General features: G+C 38.6%; 21 protein-coding genes and 1 pseudogene. 8 read left to right on the plus strand and 14 right to left on the minus strand.

All coding sequences use genetic code 11. From position 1 onward, the window contains the following. Nucleotides 1-44: 44 nt before the first annotated feature. The 4 genes and pseudogenes from ACS604_RS11030 to ACS604_RS11045 form a co-directional block, all read right to left on the minus strand. Entirely contained in the window at nt 45-1,046 is a 1,002-nt protein-coding gene (locus ACS604_RS11030; protein ID WP_004795040.1) for an HlyD family secretion protein, read from the minus strand. A 39-nt stretch (nt 1,047-1,085) separates the two neighbouring features. Next, nucleotides 1,086-1,292, minus strand: a complete 207-nt coding sequence (locus tag ACS604_RS11035; RefSeq protein ID WP_474771776.1) for a DUF1656 domain-containing protein — start codon at nt 1,290-1,292, stop codon at nt 1,086-1,088. Further along, nucleotides 1,285-3,384, minus strand: a complete 2,100-nt coding sequence (locus ACS604_RS11040) for an FUSC family protein (RefSeq protein WP_474771778.1) — start codon at nt 3,382-3,384, stop codon at nt 1,285-1,287. The genes ACS604_RS11035 and ACS604_RS11040 overlap by 8 nt, the downstream gene beginning before the upstream one ends. Further along, a pseudogene (locus tag ACS604_RS11045) lies at nt 3,375-3,506 on the minus strand (hypothetical protein). The gene ACS604_RS11040 and the pseudogene ACS604_RS11045 overlap by 10 nt, the downstream one beginning before the upstream one ends. A 367-nt stretch (nt 3,507-3,873) precedes the next feature. Between ACS604_RS11045 and ACS604_RS11050 the strand changes: the two are divergent. Continuing rightward, nucleotides 3,874-4,647 (plus strand): IclR family transcriptional regulator, encoded by a 774-nt coding sequence (locus ACS604_RS11050; protein WP_004795045.1) that lies wholly within the window; start codon nt 3,874-3,876, stop codon nt 4,645-4,647. A gap of 184 nt (nt 4,648-4,831) precedes the next feature. Here ACS604_RS11050 and ACS604_RS11055 read toward each other — a convergent pair whose 3' ends face one another. The 6 genes from ACS604_RS11055 to ACS604_RS11080 all read right to left on the minus strand — a co-directional run bounded on the left by ACS604_RS11055 (nt 4,832) and on the right by ACS604_RS11080 (nt 10,504). Continuing rightward, the gene (locus tag ACS604_RS11055) at nt 4,832-5,443 is read right to left on the minus strand and encodes an alpha-ketoglutarate-dependent dioxygenase AlkB family protein (protein WP_474771780.1); all 612 of its coding nucleotides are present in this window, start codon (nt 5,441-5,443) and stop codon (nt 4,832-4,834) included. Further along, nucleotides 5,440-6,294 (minus strand): methylated-DNA--[protein]-cysteine S-methyltransferase, encoded by an 855-nt coding sequence (locus tag ACS604_RS11060; RefSeq protein ID WP_474771781.1) that lies wholly within the window; start codon nt 6,292-6,294, stop codon nt 5,440-5,442. The genes ACS604_RS11055 and ACS604_RS11060 overlap by 4 nt, the downstream gene beginning before the upstream one ends. Nucleotides 6,295-6,419: 125 nt before the next feature. Continuing rightward, complete coding sequence (gene pgsA / locus ACS604_RS11065; protein ID WP_004795051.1) at nt 6,420-7,007, minus strand: CDP-diacylglycerol--glycerol-3-phosphate 3-phosphatidyltransferase; 588 nt, start codon at nt 7,005-7,007, stop codon at nt 6,420-6,422. 118 nt (nt 7,008-7,125) lie between these two features. Beyond that, a complete protein-coding gene (locus ACS604_RS11070; RefSeq protein ID WP_474771783.1) occupies nt 7,126-7,920 on the minus strand; it encodes a thioesterase family protein in 795 nt (264 codons plus the stop codon). A 120-nt stretch (nt 7,921-8,040) separates the two neighbouring features. After that, a complete protein-coding gene (uvrC, locus tag ACS604_RS11075) occupies nt 8,041-9,840 on the minus strand; it encodes an excinuclease ABC subunit UvrC (protein WP_474771784.1) in 1,800 nt (599 codons plus the stop codon). Between the two features lie 133 nt (nt 9,841-9,973). After that, on the minus strand, nt 9,974-10,504 hold the full coding sequence (locus ACS604_RS11080; RefSeq protein WP_474771819.1) for a CHAP domain-containing protein: 531 nt from the start codon (nt 10,502-10,504) through the stop codon (nt 9,974-9,976). A gap of 232 nt (nt 10,505-10,736) precedes the next feature. Between ACS604_RS11080 and ACS604_RS11085 the strand changes: the two genes are divergently transcribed. After that, nucleotides 10,737-11,009, plus strand: coding sequence for a hypothetical protein (locus ACS604_RS11085; protein ID WP_312824157.1), 273 nt, complete (start codon nt 10,737-10,739; stop codon nt 11,007-11,009). A 45-nt stretch (nt 11,010-11,054) separates the two neighbouring features. On the opposite strand, the gene lpxO is transcribed toward ACS604_RS11085, so the two are convergent. Then, nucleotides 11,055-11,969 (minus strand): lipid A hydroxylase LpxO, encoded by a 915-nt coding sequence (gene lpxO / locus ACS604_RS11090; protein WP_004795061.1) that lies wholly within the window; start codon nt 11,967-11,969, stop codon nt 11,055-11,057. A 572-nt stretch (nt 11,970-12,541) separates the two neighbouring features. Between lpxO and fadB the strand changes: the two genes are divergently transcribed. After that, entirely contained in the window at nt 12,542-14,695 is a 2,154-nt protein-coding gene (gene fadB / locus ACS604_RS11095) for a fatty acid oxidation complex subunit alpha FadB (protein ID WP_009393257.1), read from the plus strand. A gap of 12 nt (nt 14,696-14,707) precedes the next feature. Further along, a complete protein-coding gene (fadA, locus tag ACS604_RS11100) occupies nt 14,708-15,880 on the plus strand; it encodes an acetyl-CoA C-acyltransferase FadA (RefSeq protein ID WP_004640802.1) in 1,173 nt (390 codons plus the stop codon). Nucleotides 15,881-15,927: 47 nt separating this feature from the next. Here fadA and ACS604_RS11105 read toward each other — a convergent pair whose 3' ends face one another. Together ACS604_RS11105 and ACS604_RS11110 are read right to left on the minus strand one after the other, a co-directional pair. Further along, nucleotides 15,928-16,419 carry a hypothetical protein gene (locus tag ACS604_RS11105; RefSeq protein ID WP_474771787.1) on the minus strand — a complete coding sequence of 164 codons (492 nt, stop codon included), beginning with the start codon at nt 16,417-16,419 and terminating at the stop codon, nt 15,928-15,930. A gap of 242 nt (nt 16,420-16,661) precedes the next feature. Further along, complete coding sequence (locus tag ACS604_RS11110) at nt 16,662-17,309, minus strand: RBBP9/YdeN family alpha/beta hydrolase (RefSeq protein WP_474771789.1); 648 nt, start codon at nt 17,307-17,309, stop codon at nt 16,662-16,664. 71 nt (nt 17,310-17,380) lie between these two features. On the opposite strand from ACS604_RS11110, the gene ACS604_RS11115 reads away from it, so the two are divergent. Beyond that, nucleotides 17,381-17,746 carry a MerR family transcriptional regulator gene (locus ACS604_RS11115; protein WP_474771791.1) on the plus strand — a complete coding sequence of 122 codons (366 nt, stop codon included), beginning with the start codon at nt 17,381-17,383 and terminating at the stop codon, nt 17,744-17,746. 21 nt (nt 17,747-17,767) lie between these two features. Here the strand turns inward: ACS604_RS11115 and ACS604_RS11120 are convergent, their stop codons facing one another. Beyond that, nucleotides 17,768-18,526: a hypothetical protein gene (locus ACS604_RS11120; RefSeq protein ID WP_238612025.1), complete on the minus strand. Its 759-nt coding sequence runs from the start codon at nt 18,524-18,526 to the stop codon at nt 17,768-17,770. Between the two features lie 177 nt (nt 18,527-18,703). On the opposite strand from ACS604_RS11120, the gene ACS604_RS11125 reads away from it, so the two are divergent. From ACS604_RS11125 to ACS604_RS11135, 3 genes are all read left to right on the plus strand, one after another. After that, nucleotides 18,704-19,405, plus strand: a complete 702-nt coding sequence (locus tag ACS604_RS11125; RefSeq protein WP_004795074.1) for a DsbA family oxidoreductase — start codon at nt 18,704-18,706, stop codon at nt 19,403-19,405. Between the two features lie 360 nt (nt 19,406-19,765). Beyond that, on the plus strand, nt 19,766-20,908 hold the full coding sequence (locus ACS604_RS11130; protein WP_474771792.1) for a hypothetical protein: 1,143 nt from the start codon (nt 19,766-19,768) through the stop codon (nt 20,906-20,908). A gap of 125 nt (nt 20,909-21,033) precedes the next feature. Further along, nucleotides 21,034-21,930, plus strand: coding sequence for a hypothetical protein (locus ACS604_RS11135; RefSeq protein WP_004795079.1), 897 nt, complete (start codon nt 21,034-21,036; stop codon nt 21,928-21,930). Nucleotides 21,931-22,005 lie beyond the last annotated feature (75 nt).

Here is a 22,005-nt window from a genome sequence, read left to right on the forward strand (position 1 = left end):
TGTAATTAAAACTACATGCTTTTTTTAATTAAATCATTTCGACTTTATTTTTCAACGATATGCACAGTTGCAGTTCGTCCAGAAACAAAAGCAAGTTCATTCTTTGGTGTTTCATCTAATACAATCTTCACAGGTACGCGCTGTGCTAAACGAACCCAACTAAAAGTTGGATTTACATTAGCAAGAAGCTTGGAGCTGCTTGAGCGCTCACGATCTTCAATTCCCGATGCAATACCTTGTACATGACCTTTAATTTTCTGGTTATCACCCATTAATTGCACAGTAGCTTGATCACCTACATGAATACGATTTAACTTCGTCTCTTCAAAGTAACCCACCACATAGAGCTGTTTACGATCAAGTAATGCTGCAACAGCCTGTCCAACTTGAACATAGTTACCTGGGCGCATATCAAAGTTAGATAACGTACCATCAGCTGGAGCAATTACCGCAGCACGATGCATATTAAGCTCGGCCAAATGCAAATTGCTCGTTGCAACCTCAATGAGGGCCTGTTGTTGCTTAACAGTTGCTTCAGCTTGCTGAATTGCTGCTTGGAGTTGCTCATGTTCTGCAAGAGATTGATCACGTGTGGCAAACACTTGGTCTTGTTCTTGTTTAGAGATAGCGCCATCCATTAGGTTCGAGTAACGACCGGCATTTTTCTCGGCCAATTTGATATTACTCGCCGATTTAATCAAGTTCGCTTTTGCTTGTGCCAAACCCGCCTGCGCTTGAGCAAAGGCTGCGTTTGCTTTTGCTAAATCCGATTTGGCCTGCTCTACATCTAAAGCTCGACGAGAAACATCAATTTTAAAGAGCACCTGACCTTTTTTTACAGTCTGGTTATCTTGAACCAATACTTCTGTGACAAGGCCAGCGACATCCGAAGATACTTGAATAACATCACCACGCACTCGACCATCGCGTGTCCACGGCGCTGCATTATAGTAGTTCCACAAATGCACAATGGTATAGACCGCCACCATTAATGCGACAATCAAAATTACTGGACGGATGACCTTTTTCAAATCCACCTGATTCATTTCACTCACCTAACTCAATCTTTAATTTCGCAATCATCTCTATGCACCCACCCCAACAAAAATTTGATGTATTACCAAAAGCAATAAAAGGTAAAAGCACAAATTGAAAATACTAGGTAATGCGATCCAGCCTTGTGCAATCCACTTGTTGGTCAAAGGACTTAACCCACGAAAACATATATATGCCAAGAGGGCTTGAATGAGCAAAGAAGGCACGTAAATACCATAAACATTAAACTCACCCATTTGCTGTCGCTCCTCTCAAGGTACTGTTCTCATTCATTTGATCTGATGAAACATGACACATGCTATAAGCAATATTGTTAAGTGAAATGAGTAATCTTTGTCGCATCGTCATATCTTCAATATTTGAAGCAAGCTGTTTTAATTCAAATAAACCGTGATGGATTTGCTCAACCAAAGCCACTGTATTATCTACATCATTTTCTTTAGCTCTAAACAGTTCATCCAGATTTTGTTGCAAATTTCCGATGTGATGAGCCAGTTCTGAATTTTGGGGAGACTGATTTGCCAGTTCTTGTAATCTACTTAAATCGACAATACTGCTCGACTCAATCAAAGCTTGATGAATTGAGGTTTTAATCTCATTAGATTGCACTACTTTACTGTTAAGAATCCCAATTCGGTCTAACATACTGCGCAGGTGAACTTTAAAATCAAGACCATAAGGCAAATAGATCGCCTGTCTCATGGCACGATAATGCAAGGCCAGAATACGGCTGGCACTCGTGTCTGGAGACATTGCACGAACAACGTCAATGACAACTAAAGACACTAAGACACCTAAGATCATGGCAAAAGAACCATCAAGATAAGACACTGCATCCATGCTATAAGCATTATGTAGATTCAGGCCCATCATGGTATTAATACCTAAGACCATGCCTACTGGCATAAGCATTTGGTTGGCCATCATAGATACAGCAAACAGGAACATCGGCAATAAAACCAGTCCAAGTTCCCAGAATGTGGTGACATGGGGGAAAATACCAAATGCATAAACAAAGACTAAAACTGCTGAAGCAATACTGCCCCAGATAAAAATACGCAAAACCGGAACAGGGTTATCTAAGGCCGTTAAAATACAGGCTGTTACTGCACCCATTTGCGCCATCATAAATCCAGCTTTCCATCCCGAAATAATCCAGACCCCAGTCACAATAAATGTAATAAGGACTGCACTAATACCACCTCGAATAGCCACACCATGGTCACGGTGTAAACTTGGATATTTGGTGGTCATTGGCGTAATATTGTCAGGGATTTCTTTGTTGCCTTGCTGAATTCTTTGCCACAAAACTTTAACCGCTAAAACATTACTAATGAAATGACGTACATCCATTTTCATAGCTGCGACCAAAACTTGCTGATGTGTCGAAGCCGATTCCATCAAACTCAAGAAATCACTTTCAAACTCATCTGGTAACTGCAAAATATTTTCATCAATAATTAAATTTTTTTGCTCCAGAAAATGAACAACATGCGCTGAGAGCTGTTGCAGTTTTTCTGAATGAGTTTCGATAAACCGAAGTTCCTGAAGCTGCTTAATACGTTCAGATAAAGCGACCAGATTCGCAACGACCATTGAGATTTGATGAAGCATTTCCTGTAAGGGCTTGGTCATGCCATGCAACTCACCCTTCTCATAACTCAAATGTACTGCCAAAGCATGAATATCTGTGGTATCTCGGGTAATGGTCGCTAAAAGTTGAGTATTGTTCTGCTGAGGATCAGCAGTTAATAAATTAGCAAACAAATTCTCTGTATCTTTAAGCGTTTTGATAACGCGCTGCTTAATCGCAGAACCAATGTGCATTGGAAGAATAGTGGCAGAAACCACAGCACTTGAAATTACCCCAATCGAAATCTCTATGACTCGGGCTAAAGCAATATCAAAAATATTGTATTGATCAATATAAGTAATCGAGTTGAAGACAATCATGGCTGTCGAGTAACCCGCCAGCATAAAAGCATAACTGCGTGGGGTCCGGTCAAGTAAAGACACATAAAGTGCAAAGCCTACCCACAACGACAACACCACAGTAAACAACCAAGGCGTATTAATGAGATGTGGCGTTAGCGTTAAGGCAACCACTGCCCCACCCATCGTTCCTATAACACGATAGACACACTTAGAGGACACCATTCCTGAATAAGGATTGGCAATAATCAAGACTGTACCAATCGACCACATCGGGTTAATCAGATCTAATTCAAATGAAACAAATAACGCCAACATTCCGGCAATAAATGTTTTTATTGCAAAGATCAGATCAAGCCTACTCGGGCGAAACGCCAGTATTTGCTTTAATAACATGAACTCATCTCAAATACAGATTTGAACTGATGAGCATGCCCTTCAATGTTAAATTGCCTTTCTAGAGACAACAAAACTTTGCCATTTGCCTAAAAGCAAATGAGATGAGGAGCATCCTTCAATACAATGATTTTTCCACATCTTGCCTGATTGGCCCAGATGATTTCAATTTGGGCGCTATTTAAACGGCCAAACTTTGGAAAGAAGAGGTATCAAGAAATTCGCCTAGAATGGACTAATTTCTCGATTAGATATTTTGTTTGGCAATTTTTTCAAAATAAAGCAATTTAGTCAACTAAAATATCTCTATTTGATAATTTGATATGTTTTTTGATTATCGGATATGATGTATTAGCCAAGAGAAGTTTTCTCTTTGTCAGAGTAAAATACTCAAATCAGGCATTTATTTTAGAATTGAGACAAATTTTCTTTTTTTCTGTTATAAAAACTCAAAGATGACTCATTGTTAAAGGATACGAACAAGACGCTATGGCAATTTCAAGTTTTGGCAAAATTTTAACCGTACTGGACCTATTTTCAGTTTCGCGTCCAGTCATTAATGTCGATATTATTTGCGAAGAACTTGGCTTGTCTAAACCAACCAGTTACCGTTACCTCAAAGAACTAGTGTCTACTGATCTATTAAAACGCATTAATGGGACATCTGGCGATTATACCTTAGGCTCAAAAATTGCAGTTCTTGACTATATATCTCGCACAACAGACCCATTAGTTCAAATCAGCACCCCGTTTATGCGAAATATTGTAGAACGTACCGAACTGTGCTGCTTGCTCACCTATTTAAATGATGACTATTGCATTGACATTCATCATGAAATATTTAAAGACACTGAACTGCTCTCATATGGTCGAGGCTGCCCAAGACCGATTTACGTTGGATCATCTCCAAAAACGATGGTTTCGCATTTAAGTAAACAACGGATGCAAGATTACTATCATCGTTATCAGCAAGAATTAAAACAATCAGGTTTTGCTGAAGATGAACCGAGCTTTATTCAGCGTATGCGTAAAATTAAAAAACAAGGCTTCTATTTCTCACAAGGTGAGATTGACCCAAATGTTTCTGGTCTTGCCGTTCCAGTACGTTTTTCGAACAAAGAAGTACCTTTAGCTTTAACTTTAGTTGCCTCTAAAAATCGTTTTGATTTTTTAAATGTTGAAAAGCTCATCGAAATTTTACAAGAAAATGCAGCACTTATTGAGCAACGTTTTATGGAGTTATCTGAAAAAGGTGAAATCTAAAACCCCACCTTATGATAATTTAAACTTTTCTTACACTTTAAAATATTGAATATCTCACAATATTCTCATATTATGATTTTAGCTCCTATTGGTGATTCTTTTCATCAGCAGCTCATCAATAGAAGCATCCCCCTCAGAGGAATAAGCTCATGTTGCCATCATGGGCTTTTTTCTTGCCCAATTTTTATAAGAACTGAAATTGCCGAAAAGTAAGATTAATACGTGGTTGTAAAATCTTTGTTGAACGATTTAAACGGTGTTGCCAATACTGTTGAGTCTCACCACGCATCACAATGAGTTGACCTGGTTGGAGCCACAATTCAACTTTCTCTTTACTTTGAATATGTCTAAAAGAAAATTTGCGGGTAGCACCAAAGCTTAAAGAAGCGATTGTTGTGGTTTTTGCCAAAGACACATCCGAATCACTGTGCCAAGCCATGCCTTGAGTTCCATCTTCATAGAGATTTGCTAAGCAAGAATTAAATTTCTCTGAAAGTATTTGCTCTACCTGTTGTTTTAATTTGGCGAGTGCTTTGTTCCACGGCAACGAATCACGTGCGACACCCGAATATTTATATTGATAGTAATCATCTCCATACCATGCAACTTTTCGAGCTGTAATAAAGTGCTTGCCATACAACTTAGCCTCGTCATGTTTCCATGCGAGGTGCTGGTAAAGATAGTGAAAATATTGTTCGGCTTCTTCTGGGCTTAAAATACAACCATAGTCCTGAACTTCACCATCGTAGGGTAATAAATTCTCACAAGGCTCTGGAGAAAATAAATCCAAAGTCATACGGTCTCTCCATGTTGCTTTGACATCTCCCAAGCTAACAATGCCAATTTACGCCCCTTTTGCCAATGATATTCTCCGACCATTCCTGTTGCGCGGATCACTCGATGACAGGGGATCAAATATGCAATCGGATTTTGTCCAATTGCGGTGGCAACGGCTCGAACTGCTTTAGGTTTGCCAATTTGCTCAGCAATATCTTGATAGGTTCGTAATTGACCTTCAGGAATAGTCAGTAACGCTTCCCAGACTTGCAACTGAAATGGAGTTCCAGCCAAATTAAGAGGAAGTTTCTGCTGTAAGTGTTCTGAAAAGTCTTGTTCGAACCACTCTGCAACTTGTTGATGCCAAATCGGTGACTGATTTTTTAAATGAGCTTTTGGAAAATACTGCTTAATTAAATCTTCAATATTCTCGTGCGTTTCGATAAATCGTATAGAACATATGCCTTTTTCACTACTTACAACTAACAATTCACCAAATGGACTGGTCTCAACCGAATAATTAAGAATAACGCCTTCACCTTGCTGTTTATACTCACCAGGTGTCATCCCTTCGAGCTGAATAAACAGATCATGTAAACGACCAGTACCCGACAAACCTGTGTTTAAAGCGGTTTCTAATAAGCTTCGCTTTTGTAGCAGATAATATTTAGCCTGCTGCAAACTCATATATTGGACAAATTTTTTCGGGCTAATCCCCACCCACTCCTGAAACTGGCGTTGGATATAACTTGAACTTAAATTCATATGGGTAGCAACATCGTCCAGATTTGGTTGCTGGTCTAGATGTTCATATAAATATTCAATTACATTGGCAATTACAGCAAATTGCCGAGAAGAAAGCATTTGCATGTGTCACCTCCTTAGCACTCATATCTTACATTAAAGTAGCTAAAGCCCCATGACGACCCGATTCTTGCACTTTTGAAAATAAAAAAGCCTTTCATTATAGAAAGGCTTAATCATTCAACCTGAGCTTAAGGTTGCTTTAAATATGGCCAAGCTGCTTTAAGGTAAATAAACATTGACCATAAAGTTAAAATGACCGCTGTATATAACAACGCGTAAGCCAACATTTCTAAAGGTTGCCAATTGAGTAAGAACACACTAATGGCGATCATCTGAAAAGCTGTTTTATATTTACCTACTGTTGATACAGCTACGCTCGTTCTTGCACCAAGTTCTGCCATCCACTCACGTAAAGCAGAAACTGTAATTTCCCGTGAAATAATGACAATTGCCGCAAAAGCCATTGAAATGGTTGGATTCCACTGCACCAAAACAATAAGCGCTGCCGCCACCATGAGCTTATCTGCAACTGGATCTAAAAAACGGCCAAATGCTGAAGTCTGGTTTAAAGTTCGTGCCAAATAGCCATCAAACCAATCGGTAATAGCAGCCAACACAAAAATAGCCGTCAAGATAATATGACGACTCATATTTCCTGCTTGCTCACCAATACCCATTGCAGGCGGCCAATACGCAATCACCAAAAATACAGGAATAAGCGCGATACGCGCCAACGTTAGGATATTTGGGATATTCAGGATTCGCCCTGTGGTCATAAACACCGCCAATTTAGTCTTCATGCATCTTGTAACAGACAAAAATACATTCTTCAATATTGTATCTATCTGTAACAGCCACTTTATACGAAATATACGAATCGAGGAAGTGGACTGCTTAGGTAAATACCGTAACAGTTTGCCGTAAAATTGCAATTAAATGATCATTTTGGTCCCAAAGATGGGCATATTCCGTGGAATAACCTTCACCAGCATATTCAGTCACCACTTTATATTTAAACCAGTCACATAATTGATGTGGAAATGGATGGACATAGGTAATGTGCCAAGTTAAAGAACTTGCAGGTGCAACTTGCTTAAACATCGGCAATACACCAGGCGGCCAAATATCCATCAAAACAATTAAATCTGGCAATGTCATTTGACGATTTTCATGCTTCTCTGGAGAGAACCTTGACCATCCTCCAAAGTCAGCATACTGACTTCCTGTAACAGGATAATGACCTTCTGCCCAGCATACATCAAAATGTTGATAGCATTCTGGCATTTGTCTAGCAAAAGGAATCGGTTGTAAATCTTCGGGTGGTGTATAAATTGGAACCATAGGTTCTTGTCGTACTTCAATATTCGACGCACGAGGCACACCAAAGCTTGCAACCAAAATGGTTTGTACCGCGCCATCTTGCCATAAACGGGTTTCAAGTGTAGTGACCGATTTCCCTTCCCTTAAAATTTCAACAGTCAATTGAGCAGGCCCCTGCTGAACAGGCCCCACAAAAGTAACGCTACAACTCAATAATCTTTTATTTGGATCTTGAATATTGGCGCACGCTTTTTGCATCAGCAAACCTGCAACAAGACCACCAAACACTGTTCGTCCTTGCAACCACCCTTCAGGTATTTCAATCCATTCCTTTTGTTTTATTTCTTCAAACAATTGCAGCAAAGACATTCCTTTCCCTAAAACAAAAGTGTTATTAGGGAGGATCTTTCATCATTTTGATTGGAATGTGAATGGTCAATCCTTTAGTAATTGGCGAGCTATTTTGTCACTCCGCCTTTAAAACGATACTTATTCATGCAGAATTTTATAAATCGTTCGGGCCATCATTTCCCCAAAACCAGGCACAAGCGTGAGCTCTTTTTCAGAGGCTTTTAAAACACCTTGAATCCCACCAAAATGGGTTAATAAATCTCGACGACGCTTTGGACCCAATCCCGGAATCGCCTCTAAAACCGAAGTGCTACGGCGTTTATCACGTTTAGCTCGGTGTTTAGTAATTGCGAAGCGATGGGCTTCATCACGCACCTGTTGAATTAAGTGCAATGCTTTATGATCTTCTGGTAACTGGATTTTCGTGCCATCTGTAAAATGCAGGGTTTCAAGACCCGGTTTACGTCCTTCACCTTTAGATACTCCCACCATAAAAGCATCGAGCCCAAGCTCTTGCATAACATCCATCGCCATATGAAGCTGACCTTTACCACCATCAATCAACAGTAAGTCAGGCAATATGGCTTTTTTATAACGTCGTGTTAAGGCTTGGCGCATAGCCGCATAGTCATCGCCTGCGGTAATGTCTTGAATGGCAAATTGGCGATAGTCACGCTTACGAGCACCGCCTTGGTCAAACACCACACACGACGCAATTGGAGCTTCGCCCATAGTATGGCTAATATCAAAACATTCGATGCGATCGACGGGTCTTCCAATCACTTGCTCTAACTGATGGAAACGTTCATTAAGCTCTAAATGGTTACTCAACTGCCCCTTAATTGCATGTTGAACATTCATTTCAGCTAGCTCTAGCCACTCGGCACGAGTTTCTCGAACATTACTCTTAATCTGAACCTTTTTGCCAAACTGCTGTGCCAACGCTTCTTCTAATTCTTTGCGGTTTGGCAATGCAATGTTCACAATCAATTCATTGGGTACTTCATCTGCAACTTGAAAGTAAAAGTTTGCCATAAAGTCACTGAGCATTTGCCCAAGATCATCACCAAGCATGTCAGGGAAATAACTTTTTCCACCTAGCATTCGCCCATTGCGCACATACATAATCTGTACGCATGTCACGCCAGCCTGATATGCAATGGCCAGAATATCCGCCTCACCTTTAACTTTAAACACAGCTTGTTGGGCTTGGACTTCACGAAGTAAAGATAGTCGATCACGGTAAAAAACAGCTTTTTCAAATTCAAGTTCAGCTGCTGCTTGTTCCATTTTGGCAATGAGCTCTTGATTGAGCTCCTTCGTATCACCTTGCAAAAAGCGAATACTATTATTAATGTCTTCTTTATAATCTTCAGGTGAAATCAGCCCTACACAAGGTGCAGAACAACGTTTGATCTGATATTGCAAACACGGGCGCTTGCGCTGTGCAAAGTAGCTATTTTCACACTGACGTACATTAAAAAGCTTTTGTAGAACGAGTAAAGTATCACGGGCACTATAGGCACTTGGATAAGGCCCAAAGAACTTACCAATTTGATGCTTCCCTTTGCCGCGACCACTAGCAAGCCGAGGATACGGCTTATCTGCCGATACAAAAATATAGACATAAGACTTATCGTCCCGCAGCATGATGTTGTAAGGCGGACGATGTTGTTTAATTAAATTTTGCTCAAGGAGTAGTGCTTCAGTTTCTGAACGAGTGACTAAAGTTTCAATATCATAAATTCTGGCAACTAAGGCCTGAGTTTTAGGATGCTCAATGGTTTTAACAAAATAACTCGATACCCGATTCTTTAGGTTTTTCGCTTTGCCGACATATAACAATTCTCCCTCTTTCCCTAGCATTTTATAAACACCTGGAAGTTGGGTCATGTGGGCTAAAATTTTTTCAATATGGGGACGAGCGTTTTGATTCACTATCGGCAGACATGGCTTAATACTGAATACCTAATGTGATGTTTTCAACCTGAGTTTTCAAGTGCTTTACTGTGCCACAAGCCAAATTTGGAAACAGATTTGGATATGCCCCGACAGACTATGTCGTACTCGCTTAAGAATCGAGGCGATAGTAGCTATATTTCACATCTTTTTCTTTATAGACCGCATAGGTTTTTTGGCGAAAATCAGAGAACCACCCATTCCCTGTATATCCCGCAATATGACCATATGTGTGGCCACTTGTTCGCTCAATAATATAAATATCGCCTTCTTGAGGACGATTAAAAGCAGGTTTAATTTTCTTATAACCGTTCTTCTCGAGTGTATGCCCCCAGTCTGAAGCTGCTACTGGATGCTTAGACACATCTGCGCCTGCTGCTTGTAAAGCAATCCGAATATTCTTGGCGCATTTCTCTTTACTATGGTTAGCAGATATACTTTCAAGCTTACTTGAGAACTTATGCAAATTAATATTTTGATCTTCAGATTGATGACTTTTCACATCAGTTTTTTTATGTTTTTCAGTCGTCGAAGCTGTTTGTCTTAACATCACTTTCATTTTTAAATCATCCTGAGAGCTTTCTTCTTTTCTCTCTTCGATATGATGAACATGTGCATGAACTGCGTGATGAGCATGAGCCATTTTAAAACCTACTTCCGCTAACCAGTCTTCGAAAAAACCGCGCCATTGTAGAATCAAAATTGCTCTTTGGCTTTTAATAGTTGTAACAAATTGCCAGCACTGTGAAATGAGTCACAAAAATTTATTAGAGACTTTATCTCTTTAAAAAATACTCATAATATTAAAACTTAATCATTAACGTCATGAATCTTTATAAAAGTTTTGTGAAAATTAGAATAAAAGGTCGATTCCCTTGAAATATCCCATATGTTTACAAGAAGTGATATTAAATATTAAACACATTTCTGATGAACAAACTATCTATGCCGAGCAACCTTGGGATATTACATCCCAAGCAATTGCTCTATCAGACAGCGATAAAATGGAAATTATTATCGAGGACAAATATTACAGTTACTTTCTTGAAGTATTTATTATTAAAGAATTGGTAGAAGACTTATCTAATTCAATAACTACTCAAGACTTAGTATTTCGGATTATTGAATATGCAATAAATGATGCATGATGAATATCATTATTTAAAATTAAAACGCCCTTTCGGGCGTTTTAATTAAAATATATATGGTCGGACAAAAATCAGGAAGAAAATCCCAAGCATTAATAACCATTTTAAGAAGTAATACAACTTACGGTTTTTAGCTTTTAATGCTTTAGCTTTAATGCGAATTTGATAAACATAACCAAAAGCTTTATTTAAGCCACCTGTTTGGTCACCTGTTTCATTCGGTGAACTTGCAGCAGTCATCACTTTACGACCAAACCAATGATTGAAACGTTCCATCCATTTCACTTTCATTGGTCGTTCAACATCTGCAAAGAAAATAATGCGGTTTTGATCCGTCTTATTTTCAGCATAGTGAATATACGTTTCATCAAACACGACGCTTTGACCATCACGCCAAGAATATCTTTCACCATCAACATCAATAAAACAACGATCATCATTTGGCGTAATTAAACCCAAGTGATAACGCAATGAACCTGCATATGGGTCACGGTGTCTTACCAAACGACTGTCAGGTGCAAGCTCGGTAAACATTGCGGCTTTAATTGTCGGCAATGTTTTAAGAAGAGCTGTGGTTTTTGGGCAAAGCTCAGCAGCAGACGGATGGCTTGACTCGTACCATTTTAAGTAAAAACGTTTCCAACCTGTTTTAAAGAATGAGTTAAAACCTAAGTCGTTATATGTACTTGAAGCTTTGATCCCACCTTGGTCATATAAAGCTTTTGCTTCATCACGAATCATTTCCCAATTTTCATCCAACACTTTTAAATCTTTAAAATGCTGGGTGTCGATATAAGGTTGATTCGGCACCTTTGAAAAGATGTACATTAAAAAGTTAATCGGTGCGAGCAAGGTTGAATGGTCAAAAAATTGACGATAAAACGAGTGACGCACTTTGCCGCGATGCTGGATATACAATGCTGATATCACAAAAATCGCTAATATGATCCACTTAATCATATTGCTACTCTTTCAAAAGATTAGGGGCAACTTCACCTTATATTTAAGGCAATAGAAACCGGAAGTTTATTTAATTGGCACAAATTTTAACAAAATTGACTTATAAAAAGCGAATGTAAAAAAATAAGTCAAATAATAGGTCTCATATTTTTATAAGAAATAAAAGAGCCCACGGTATTTTTTCAGTACCTTAAGAAGTTAAAATTTGTTGTTATTTCTATTCACTTGTTTAAGATAAAAATTGAACAATTGACTTTTTTGACAAAAAATTAACTTTTGAATTTTCATAATTTTTACAAGAAGGCTTGATAATTCCAGAGCTTTATAAAGAAAAATTTAAAGCAAAACAAAAGCCTTGGATTAGCAGCTATCTTTATGATTTCTTTTATGCATTTAATACAGATGAATTGAATAATAAATAAGATGACCCTTGCGTCACGGCTTGATACAACTTGTCAGGTTTTTTTTAGATATAGTTATCGTAAGATTAGCGAAGCATAAATGTGTACCAAAGCTGTGCACACGCTTCATAACATCAACTTAGAAGTCCTCCAAAACCAAGGAGATCAGGCATGATCCACGCTGGCAATGCCATTACCGTCCAAATGCTTTCGGACGGAATTGCAGAATTCCGCTTTGACTTACAAGGTGAGTCGGTCAATAAATTTAACCGTGCAACAATTGAAGATTTCCAAGCTGCTATTGCTGCGGTAAAAGCAAATAACGATATTAAAGGCTTAGTTGTTACGTCGGGCAAATCAACATTTATTGTTGGGGCAGACATTACCGAATTTGGTGAAAACTTCGCTCAAGGCGAAAAAGCGATTGTTGACTGGCTTATGCCTGTTCACGAAATCTTCAATAGCTTTGAAGATTTAGAAATTCCAAAAGTTGTTGCTATTAACGGTATGGCGTTAGGCGGCGGTTTTGAAATGTGTTTAGTTTGTGACTATCGTGTGATGTCAGAAGCTGCACAAGTGGGCTTACCAGAAATTAAACTTGGTATCTACCCAGGTTTCGGCGGTAGCGTACGTTTAAGCCGTGTTATCGGTATCGACAACGCGGTTGAATGGATGGCGATGGCTGCTCCTAAAAAACCTGCTGCTGCCCTAAAAGATGGTGCTGTAGATGCGGTTGTAGCTGCTGATAAATTACTTGAAGCTGCAACTGACTTAGTGAAGCAAGCAATTTCTGGTCGTTTGAACTGGAAAGCTAAACGCCAAGAAAAACTTGATGCTGTAAAATTGAACCCACTTGAACAAATGATGGCGTTCAACACAGCAAAAGGTGCCGTACTTGCTAAAGCAAATCCTGCTCAATACCCTGCTCCAAAATTATTACTTGATTCATTACAAGCAGGTGCAAGCCTTGCGCGTGATGAAGCATTAAAAGCTGAAGCTGAAGGTTTTGCTAAAGCTGCGATTACTCCACAAGCTGGTGCATTGATTGGTTTATTCCTCAATGACCAAGTTGTTAAGAAAACTGCTAAAAAACATGAAAAAGGTGCTCATCCTGTAAACCAAGCAGCTGTACTTGGCGCTGGTATCATGGGTGGTGGTATTGCTTACCAAGCGGCAAGCAAAGGCACTCCAATTATCATGAAAGATATTGGTAACCCACAACTTGCACTAGGTATGTCAGAAGCAAACAGCTTGTTAACTAAACAAGTTGAACGTAAGAAAATGAAACCTGCGCAAATGGGTGAAACCCTTGCACGTATCCGCCCTACTTTAAGCTACGATGAGTTTAAAGAAGTCGACATCGTGATCGAAGCGGTTACAGAAAATCCAAAAGTTAAAGAAATTGTTCTTGCAGACACTGAAAAGCATGTTCGTGAAAACACGATTATTGCGTCTAACACGTCTACAATTTCAATTACGCGTTTGGCGAAAGCTTTACAGCGTCCTGAAAACTTTGTAGGTATGCACTTCTTCAACCCAGTTCACATGATGCCGCTTGTAGAAGTCATTCGTGGTGAAAAGACTTCTGAAGAAGCGATTGCAACTACTGTTGTTCTTGCTCAGAAAATGGGTAAAACACCAATCGTTGTAAATGACTGCCCAGGGTTCTTGGTTAACCGTGTATTGTTCCCTTACTTTGGTGCATTCGACCTTCTTGTAAAAGATGGTGCAGACTTCCAACAAGTTGATAATGTAATGTCTAAGTTTGGCTGGCCAATGGGTCCTGCTTACCTCATCGACGTTGTAGGTATCGACACGGGTGTACACGGTGCAGAAGTCATGGCTGAAGGTTTCCCAGACCGTATGAAGCCAGACTACAAAGGTTCAATCCAAGCAATGTACGAAGCTAAACGTCTTGGTCAAAAGAACGACGTTGGTTTCTACAAATACGAACTCGATAAGAAAGGCAAGAAAGCAAAAACTGTTGATCCAACAGCGTATGAAATCATTGCTCCTTTCGTAACGGGTGAAAAACGCGAGTTTGATAACCAAGAAATCATTGACCGTATGATGCTTGCTTTCTGTAACGAAACAGTTCGTTGCTTAGAAGACAACATCGTTGCAACTGCTGCTGAAGCAGACATGGCAATGATTATGGGTGTAGGTTTCCCTCCATTCCGTGGTGGTCCATGTCGTTATATCGACCAGACAGGTGTTGCTGAATATGTTGCACTTTGCGACAAATATGCACACTTAGGTAAGGCTTATGAAGCGCCACAAATGTTGCGTGACATGGCTGCTAACAACAAAAAATTCTACGGTTAAGGAGCAACGTGAATGGCTACTTTAAATCCACGTGACGTTGTCATCGTTGATGGCGTACGTTCTGCAATGGGTAAAACCAAAAACGGTATGTTCCGCAATGTACGTGCTGACAGCTTATCTGCTGAGTTGGTTCGTGCACTCGTTGCTCGTAACCAATTTGATACCAATGAAGTTGAAGACCTGATCTGGGGCTGTGTAAACCAGACTTTAGAACAAGGTATGAACATTGGTCGTAACATCGGCTTATTGGCTGACTTACCAAAAACTGTAGCAGGTCAAACTGTTAACCGTCTTTGTGGTTCTTCTATGCAAGCACTTCATACTGCTGCTGCACAGATTGCAACCAACCAAGGTGATATCTTCATTATTGGTGGTGTAGAGCACATGGGCCACGTAGGTATGATGCACGGCATCGACCTAAACCCAGAAGCATCTAAACACTATGCTAAAGCATCTAACATGATGGGCTTAACTGCTGAAATGTTAGGTCGCATGAACGGCATTAGCCGTGAAGAGCAAGACGCTTTTGGTGTTGAATCTCACCGCCGTGCTTGGGCTGCAACTCAAGAAGGTCGTTTTAAAAACGAAATCGTTGGTGTTGAAGGTCATGATGCAAATGGCTTTAAAATCCTTTGTGACATCGACGAAGTAATTCGTCCAGATGCAAACCTTGAGTCGTTCAAAGCATTACGTCCTGTATTCGATCCAAAAGGCGGTACAGTAACTGCGGCTACATCTTCAGCGTTGTCTGACGGTGCTTCTGCAATGTTACTTATGTCTGCTGAGCGCGCACAAGCGTTAGGTTTAAAACCACGCGCTGTAATTCGCTCTATGGCAGTTGCTGGTTGCGATGCTGCAATCATGGGTTACGGTCCAGTTCCAGCAACTCAAAAAGCGCTTAAACGTGCTGGTTTAACGATGGCTGATATTCAAACTATCGAGTTAAACGAAGCATTTGCGGCTCAAGGCTTATCAGTAATGAAAGGCTTAGGCGTTTATGACAAGCAAGACATCATTAACTTAAATGGTGGTGCGATTGCTTTGGGTCACCCACTTGGTTGTTCTGGTGCGCGTATTACCACTACGTTGTTAAACGTAATGGAACAACAAGATACTCAAATCGGTCTTGCGACTATGTGTATCGGCCTTGGTCAAGGTATTGCAACGATTATCGAACGTGTTTAATTAACACCAAGATAAAAAAATCCCCGCTCAATGCGGGGATTTTTATTTTAACGGCCTTTTAAACCGTCTTGAATTTGCTGCTGTAAATTTATGAGGTCATTAATATTCACTTTCATCGTACCCTCACGATAAGCATCAACATTACTACGATTAATATTCAAAGGTCTTAACATTTCAAAGATACCATTGGTTGGATCAGAAGACTGTATTCCACCTGCTACCGCTAAAATATATTGTTGTAAGAATGGAGAAAGTTGAGACAAATCTGGCTGTGCCATGACTGGCTGATAATCTACCGTAGCCATGCCTTCAGGGACTAAAGCATTTTGTATATCATTATGAATTTTATACTCACGGTGCTGCAAAGCCTGACGCACTTTTTTATCTTCTTGGAAGGGTACAAATCCCACCTCTTCACGTAGCTCAGATTCAGCCATAACGCGAATTGTTGGTAAAGTAGCCACTTCTTCTGCTTGAACAGTCGGTAAACCCATAAAAGCAAATGCAGCAATGAAGGCTGATTGTTTTAGAAAGTTCATAACTTGCTCCAAAAATCAGTCACCTTATTTCAATTAAAAGATGATGATTAAATTAAAAGTATCTATAAATAGGCTACAACAAAGTTGAATTTGATTCAGTAATGCTCAGATAAACGGTAAATATAATTAAATTTTTTAATGTAAAAGTACGGTTCTTCTATTTATTAAACTGCATCCTATAAAACACTCTATAACTTGAACAAAAGTGTTCAGATTATAGAGTGCGATTTATCTTATAAATTTTATTTGCTCTCTAACATCTCTTTTAAAGAATTCACGACTTGTGGAAACGTCGTATAACCTTCTCTACCCAAAAAGTGCCCACCATTAGGAACAGTAATGTACGGCGCATCAATTTCTTTCGCTAATTCAATAGTAAGTTTAGGTGGAACCAAATCATCATTATCAGATAAATACACCAGCTTTTTCTTTATGTTCTTAAAGTAGTTCGTATCGACTTTGCTTTTTGTTATATAGGCATCGAGTGGAGAAAAGTCTGAAATTGGACCAGAAAATCCAGATACTAAAATCATTCCACCAATATTCTGGTAATCATGTTTTTGCAAAAAGTGCAGTAACGTAATCACCCCTAAACTGTGCGCAACAAAATAGGTATTCTCATCCACCTTAGGGATCTGCTGGTCTAAAACTTTCTGCCAAGCTTCTACATCAGGATTATCAGAATCTGGAAATGGAATTAGAGTGACAGTCGTATATTCATTTTCTATTTGATGTTTTAAATCTAGAAACCAATGATCATCGATAGAAGCAGAGTAACCATGAAGCACAAATATTTGACGCATGTTCTTCTCCTGAAATTCAAGTGTTTTGGCATTTGCAACAAATGTTATTAATCCCAATAACACCAATAAAATGAGTTTTCTCATCATGGAACAAGTACCATTTTGAAAGATAAAAACATGCTAAACTATGACACCACTGTTAAGGTCAACCCCATTTTATGAACCTTGCCAAAGTTGCCGAACTCACAAAAGTAAGCCCTCGTATGCTGCGTTATTATGAGAGTTTAGGGCTTATAAAGCCTTATCGAGCGAGCAATAACTATCGAAGCTATACGCAAAAAGATATTGAAAATATTAAGAAAATTAAAATATTAAATGATGCAGGCATGCACTTAAAAGACATTCAAGCCTTGCTGCCTTGTTTTGATTTAGATGAACGCGTATTTACGCTGTGTTCAGTGGTTCAAGAAAAACTGCAAACTGAACTCATGCATGTGTCTGAACAATTAAACAAACTACAAACTTCTCAAAGTTTATTACAATCTTTTTTAACCAAAGGAAAAACCGAGAGCACCAAACCATAATATTTGATGCTCATGCCACACTTATTCTTTTAAATCTCCTTCGAGTGCAGCTACATTCTTTTTCTTAATTTTTTCAATTTTTGCATTCAGTTTTAAAACATCTTGGTAAAGCTCATTAAACTTTTTAACTTGAGCATTTTCATGAAAAAGAATCATCTGATCTTTCTTTTGCCATTCATAATTTTTTAGAAGCTTAAACATTTCTTCTGCTTTATCTAAAATTTGTAGCTCAATCATAAAAATTGCATGATCTTGATCTGCTTTTTGTTGAGTTCCCAATTTCATTTCAAGGAGTTGTCTCATCTCTGCATCAACAGATAATTCTTGAACCTTTGCTAAGAAGGTTTTATGAATTTTTTCATATTCAGTTTGATACTGATCCGAAGCTATACGTACATCCGCTAGCATCTTTTCGGTTTCCGCAAATTTTTGCTTTTTATCAATATCTAAACGATCAACATTTAAAAAAGTATCCCATTTGGCTGCTTTGAGTTCTCTCAAATATGCATTTCGTGCATTAATATTTTGAATCCAATAACTTAAAAGAAATTCTGAAATTTGCTTATAGTGTCCTGCCAAACGCTTATCGTGAATATTAAGCTCGACAGGTTTAGACCAATCCTGTGCTTGCTCATAAAGCTGGTTCATTTTTTCAGTCATGACCACATCAAACATTTGGCTACTGTCTTTGGCCTGTTGCTGTTTGATATGTTGATAGGTGAAAAAAACAATGCTTGTGATAACAATCAGACTTGCTATCGCAATCAAAACTCGGCGCATACACACCTCCTATTTCCCTTCTTATAGTTTTGCTCTTTATAGTTATAAAATAGAGCTTATTCTTCTTTATATGCCATTTATTTCACAATACGCAACACTGTATTCGCTACTCAAAGCTTTAAATCCTTGTGCATCATCCCTATTATGATGGGTAATTAAAATTTATGAGATTCTCCCATGCGTGTTGATGTCTGGTCTGATGTAGTTTGCCCTTTCTGTTATATCGGCAAAAAACGCCTTGAACATGTAGCTGCTGAAGCAGGTATTGAGCTTGAAATTCACTGGCATAGTTTCGAATTAGATCCTGATGCGCCAGCAAAACATGACACTTCAAATACTGAGCGTTTAGCTAAAAAATATGGCCGTACCTATGAAGAGATGGAAGAAATGGAACGCAATATTGCGGCCATGGCTGCCTCTGAAGGTATTGATTTCCAATGGCAAAAGGCGAATTCTGGCAATAGTTTCAATGCACACCGTATTATTCACCTTGCGCAAAGCAAAGGCTTAGGCAATCAAGCAAAAGAAGCTTTTTTCCATGCTTATATGACTGAAGGTCTGGCAATTGGTGAACGTGAAGTTGTAGAAGAAATTGCTTCTCGTATTGGTCTTGATAATGCGGAAGTTGAATTTGTATTAGATACAAATGAGCTCTCTGACTTTGTTCGTCATGACGAAAAGATTGCTAAAGAGCAGTTAAATGTTACGGGTGTACCATTTTTTGTATTTGATCAACGAATCGCACTCGCGGGTGCTCAACCACGTGACGTCTTTTTAAAAGTCTTAGAGCAAGCACAACTGAAAGCAAATGCTGAAGCAGTTGAGCAAGATGATGCAGCTGTTTGTAATGATGAATCATGTGATATTCCACAGAAATAAATCAACCCAATTGAAAGTGTGATGAAATCGTATGTTTTATCACCATTTTAGCAATAGAGCGTTCTAAAAAAAGAACTATCTAATTGTTTAAAATCAGTTTATGATTGCGTCTTAGAATATTCGCGCTGTAATGTTCTGTTTTTTATGTGTTTAATGATCGGAATTTGAAGTTTCCTTGATCTATCATCCTCCTTAATTGGGGGATTTTTTTTGGTTAAAAATAATCGCTACTAGCTTAAACTTTTTAATTTATTTCAAATATGTAAAAAAAGTTAAATTTACTTAACTTTTGTGTCGCCCTCTTGATTTTATTAGAAAAATCAACAAAAGTGGAAACAACAACAAAACATAAAGATAGATATGAAAACATTTCACGTAATGCCCTACCGGCAGCTTTTTGCACTTTTAACTATTGGATTCGGTTCGGTATGCATTGCTCATGCAGAAACGAGCTCTTCCACTCAAAGCCAACAAGTAGAAGGTTTGTCATCTGGAGTTCAAACCGCAGTTACAACAGATGAAAATCTGTTAGATCAGATTCCACGTTGGGTAGATGCGACCCCAACCATTTTTCCAGAGCAATCTAGTCAGCCTATTGTTCCCCCTACCGAACAAACAGAAGATCAAACCTGGGTTGATCGTAAGCAAAAGAAAATTCGTAATTGGGCTGATCGTACTTCTGAAAAAATTGATAACTGGTTTGGTGAAGTTGATCCACAAAAACCTGCTACTGCAACTATTCGCGTAATGGTCGATAACTATTGGAATGAATATGATAATTTTGAAATTAAGCCCAGAATACGAGGTAAGATTAAATTACCAACGCTAGAAAAACGGCTCAGCGTGGTATTTGGTGATGACTCTCTCGATAATGAATTTAATAACAGCCCGGCCAATATTAACCAAAACCCAAATCAAGACTCCAATAAGAAGCTAAATGGTAAACAAACGCGAGATGACAACAGCTCGATTGCTTTACGTTGGTCAAATTTCTCGAAAAAATTGCCTTTTGAAACAGATGCTGACTTAGGTATTCGTTCTGGAGACGATATTTATGTTCGTTTAAAAGCATCAAGAGATTGGCAACTCCGTAATGATTTTAAGTTTTATGCTGAACAAATTTATCGTTACGGTATAGACAGTGAAAACTACTTACGTACCAATCTTGAACTGACCCATGCCAGACCAAATCAACCAATTTTATCAAATCAGTTCAGCTTAACTTATGCTGATGATCAAGATGATGATCTAAGTTGGGAAAACAGGGTCTTCCGTGAACATAGTTTCTTTGCAAACAACCGTTTTAACTATGGTATTTATACAGGGGGTTATTACAACGACAATGACTTGCGTTTGAATAGTTGGGGACCATTTGTTTCATGGCGTCAACCTGTTTTACGTGAATGGTTCTTTGTTCAAGGAGATGTAAATTACTTTAATGATCACCGTGAAGATCGCAACCATTTCGTCAGTACATTCTTGCGCTTAGAAGCGCTTTTTTAAGCTGCTAAACCTCACCTTGGAATTCTTCCAAGGTGATGAATAATAAAATACTTTTAAATAAAAATTTAAGCTTAGGCTTTTAAAGTACTGTTCTAATTTTTATTTTTGATTCCTTCGCCTTAAAAATGAATCAATTTTCTTCTTTTTCATTTCAAAATAGATCGGCTATCTTCATTTGTATTTATAGTTTGGGTGTATTGACTTTAATTCCGCATACTCAATTTTTTTATAATACGTTCAAGCACCAACGGTCACGGCGTTATCCTTATTCTTCTACGAGTTTTACTAAAGTAAAAAGACAATCACTTTCACTCTCTCCTTGTGAAATAGAGACAAATGATGCTTTACCCGATGTCGCCTTAATTCAAGAACTAATGGCTGTATTTGGAAATGATACATTGTGGAGACGAGTGACTCAGCCTGAACAAACTTATAAGGCCTTTGGTAAGAAAAAGAAGAAGAACTCTTCAGCTCAGGTTTCGACAACTAATCCACTGAGTGCAAGCTGGGCCACCATTTCAACTTGGATGCCTTTTGAAAATAATCTTGATTTAGGTTCAAACTCAGAAAACGATGTTTATGTACAATTTTTGGCAAAGAAAAAATGGAATTTAAGACATAACATTAGTTTGGATACCGAACAGGTATTTCGCTACGGTTCTACTAGCCGGAACTACACCGAGACAACGCTAAACTTAACGCAGAAAATGCAAGATAACACTCTTTTCGCTAATAAATTTAATGTGAATAAGAGTGAAAATGAAGATTATAGTTGGGGAAATTGGACTTTCCAGCAGTATCAATTTTTAAAGGATAATCATCTTACTTACGGTGTCTATAGTGGTGGCGTATATACCAAAAATGACATTCGACTAAATAGTTGGGGGCCTTATATTTCATGGCGCCAGCCTGTGTGGCGAGATTGGCTTTTTATGCAAAATGACCTTAACTTTTTTAACCATATTGATGATGATTCGAAACATCAGCTCAGCGTTCAAATGAATCTCGAAGCTAATTTTTAATCAAAAATTATCAAATTGTGGATAACTCTTTCTTTATCCACAAAAAAAAGCCCCTGAAAGTTCAGAGGCTTTTTT

It is taken from the genome of Acinetobacter sp. Li1LvA2, assembly GCF_056156705.1.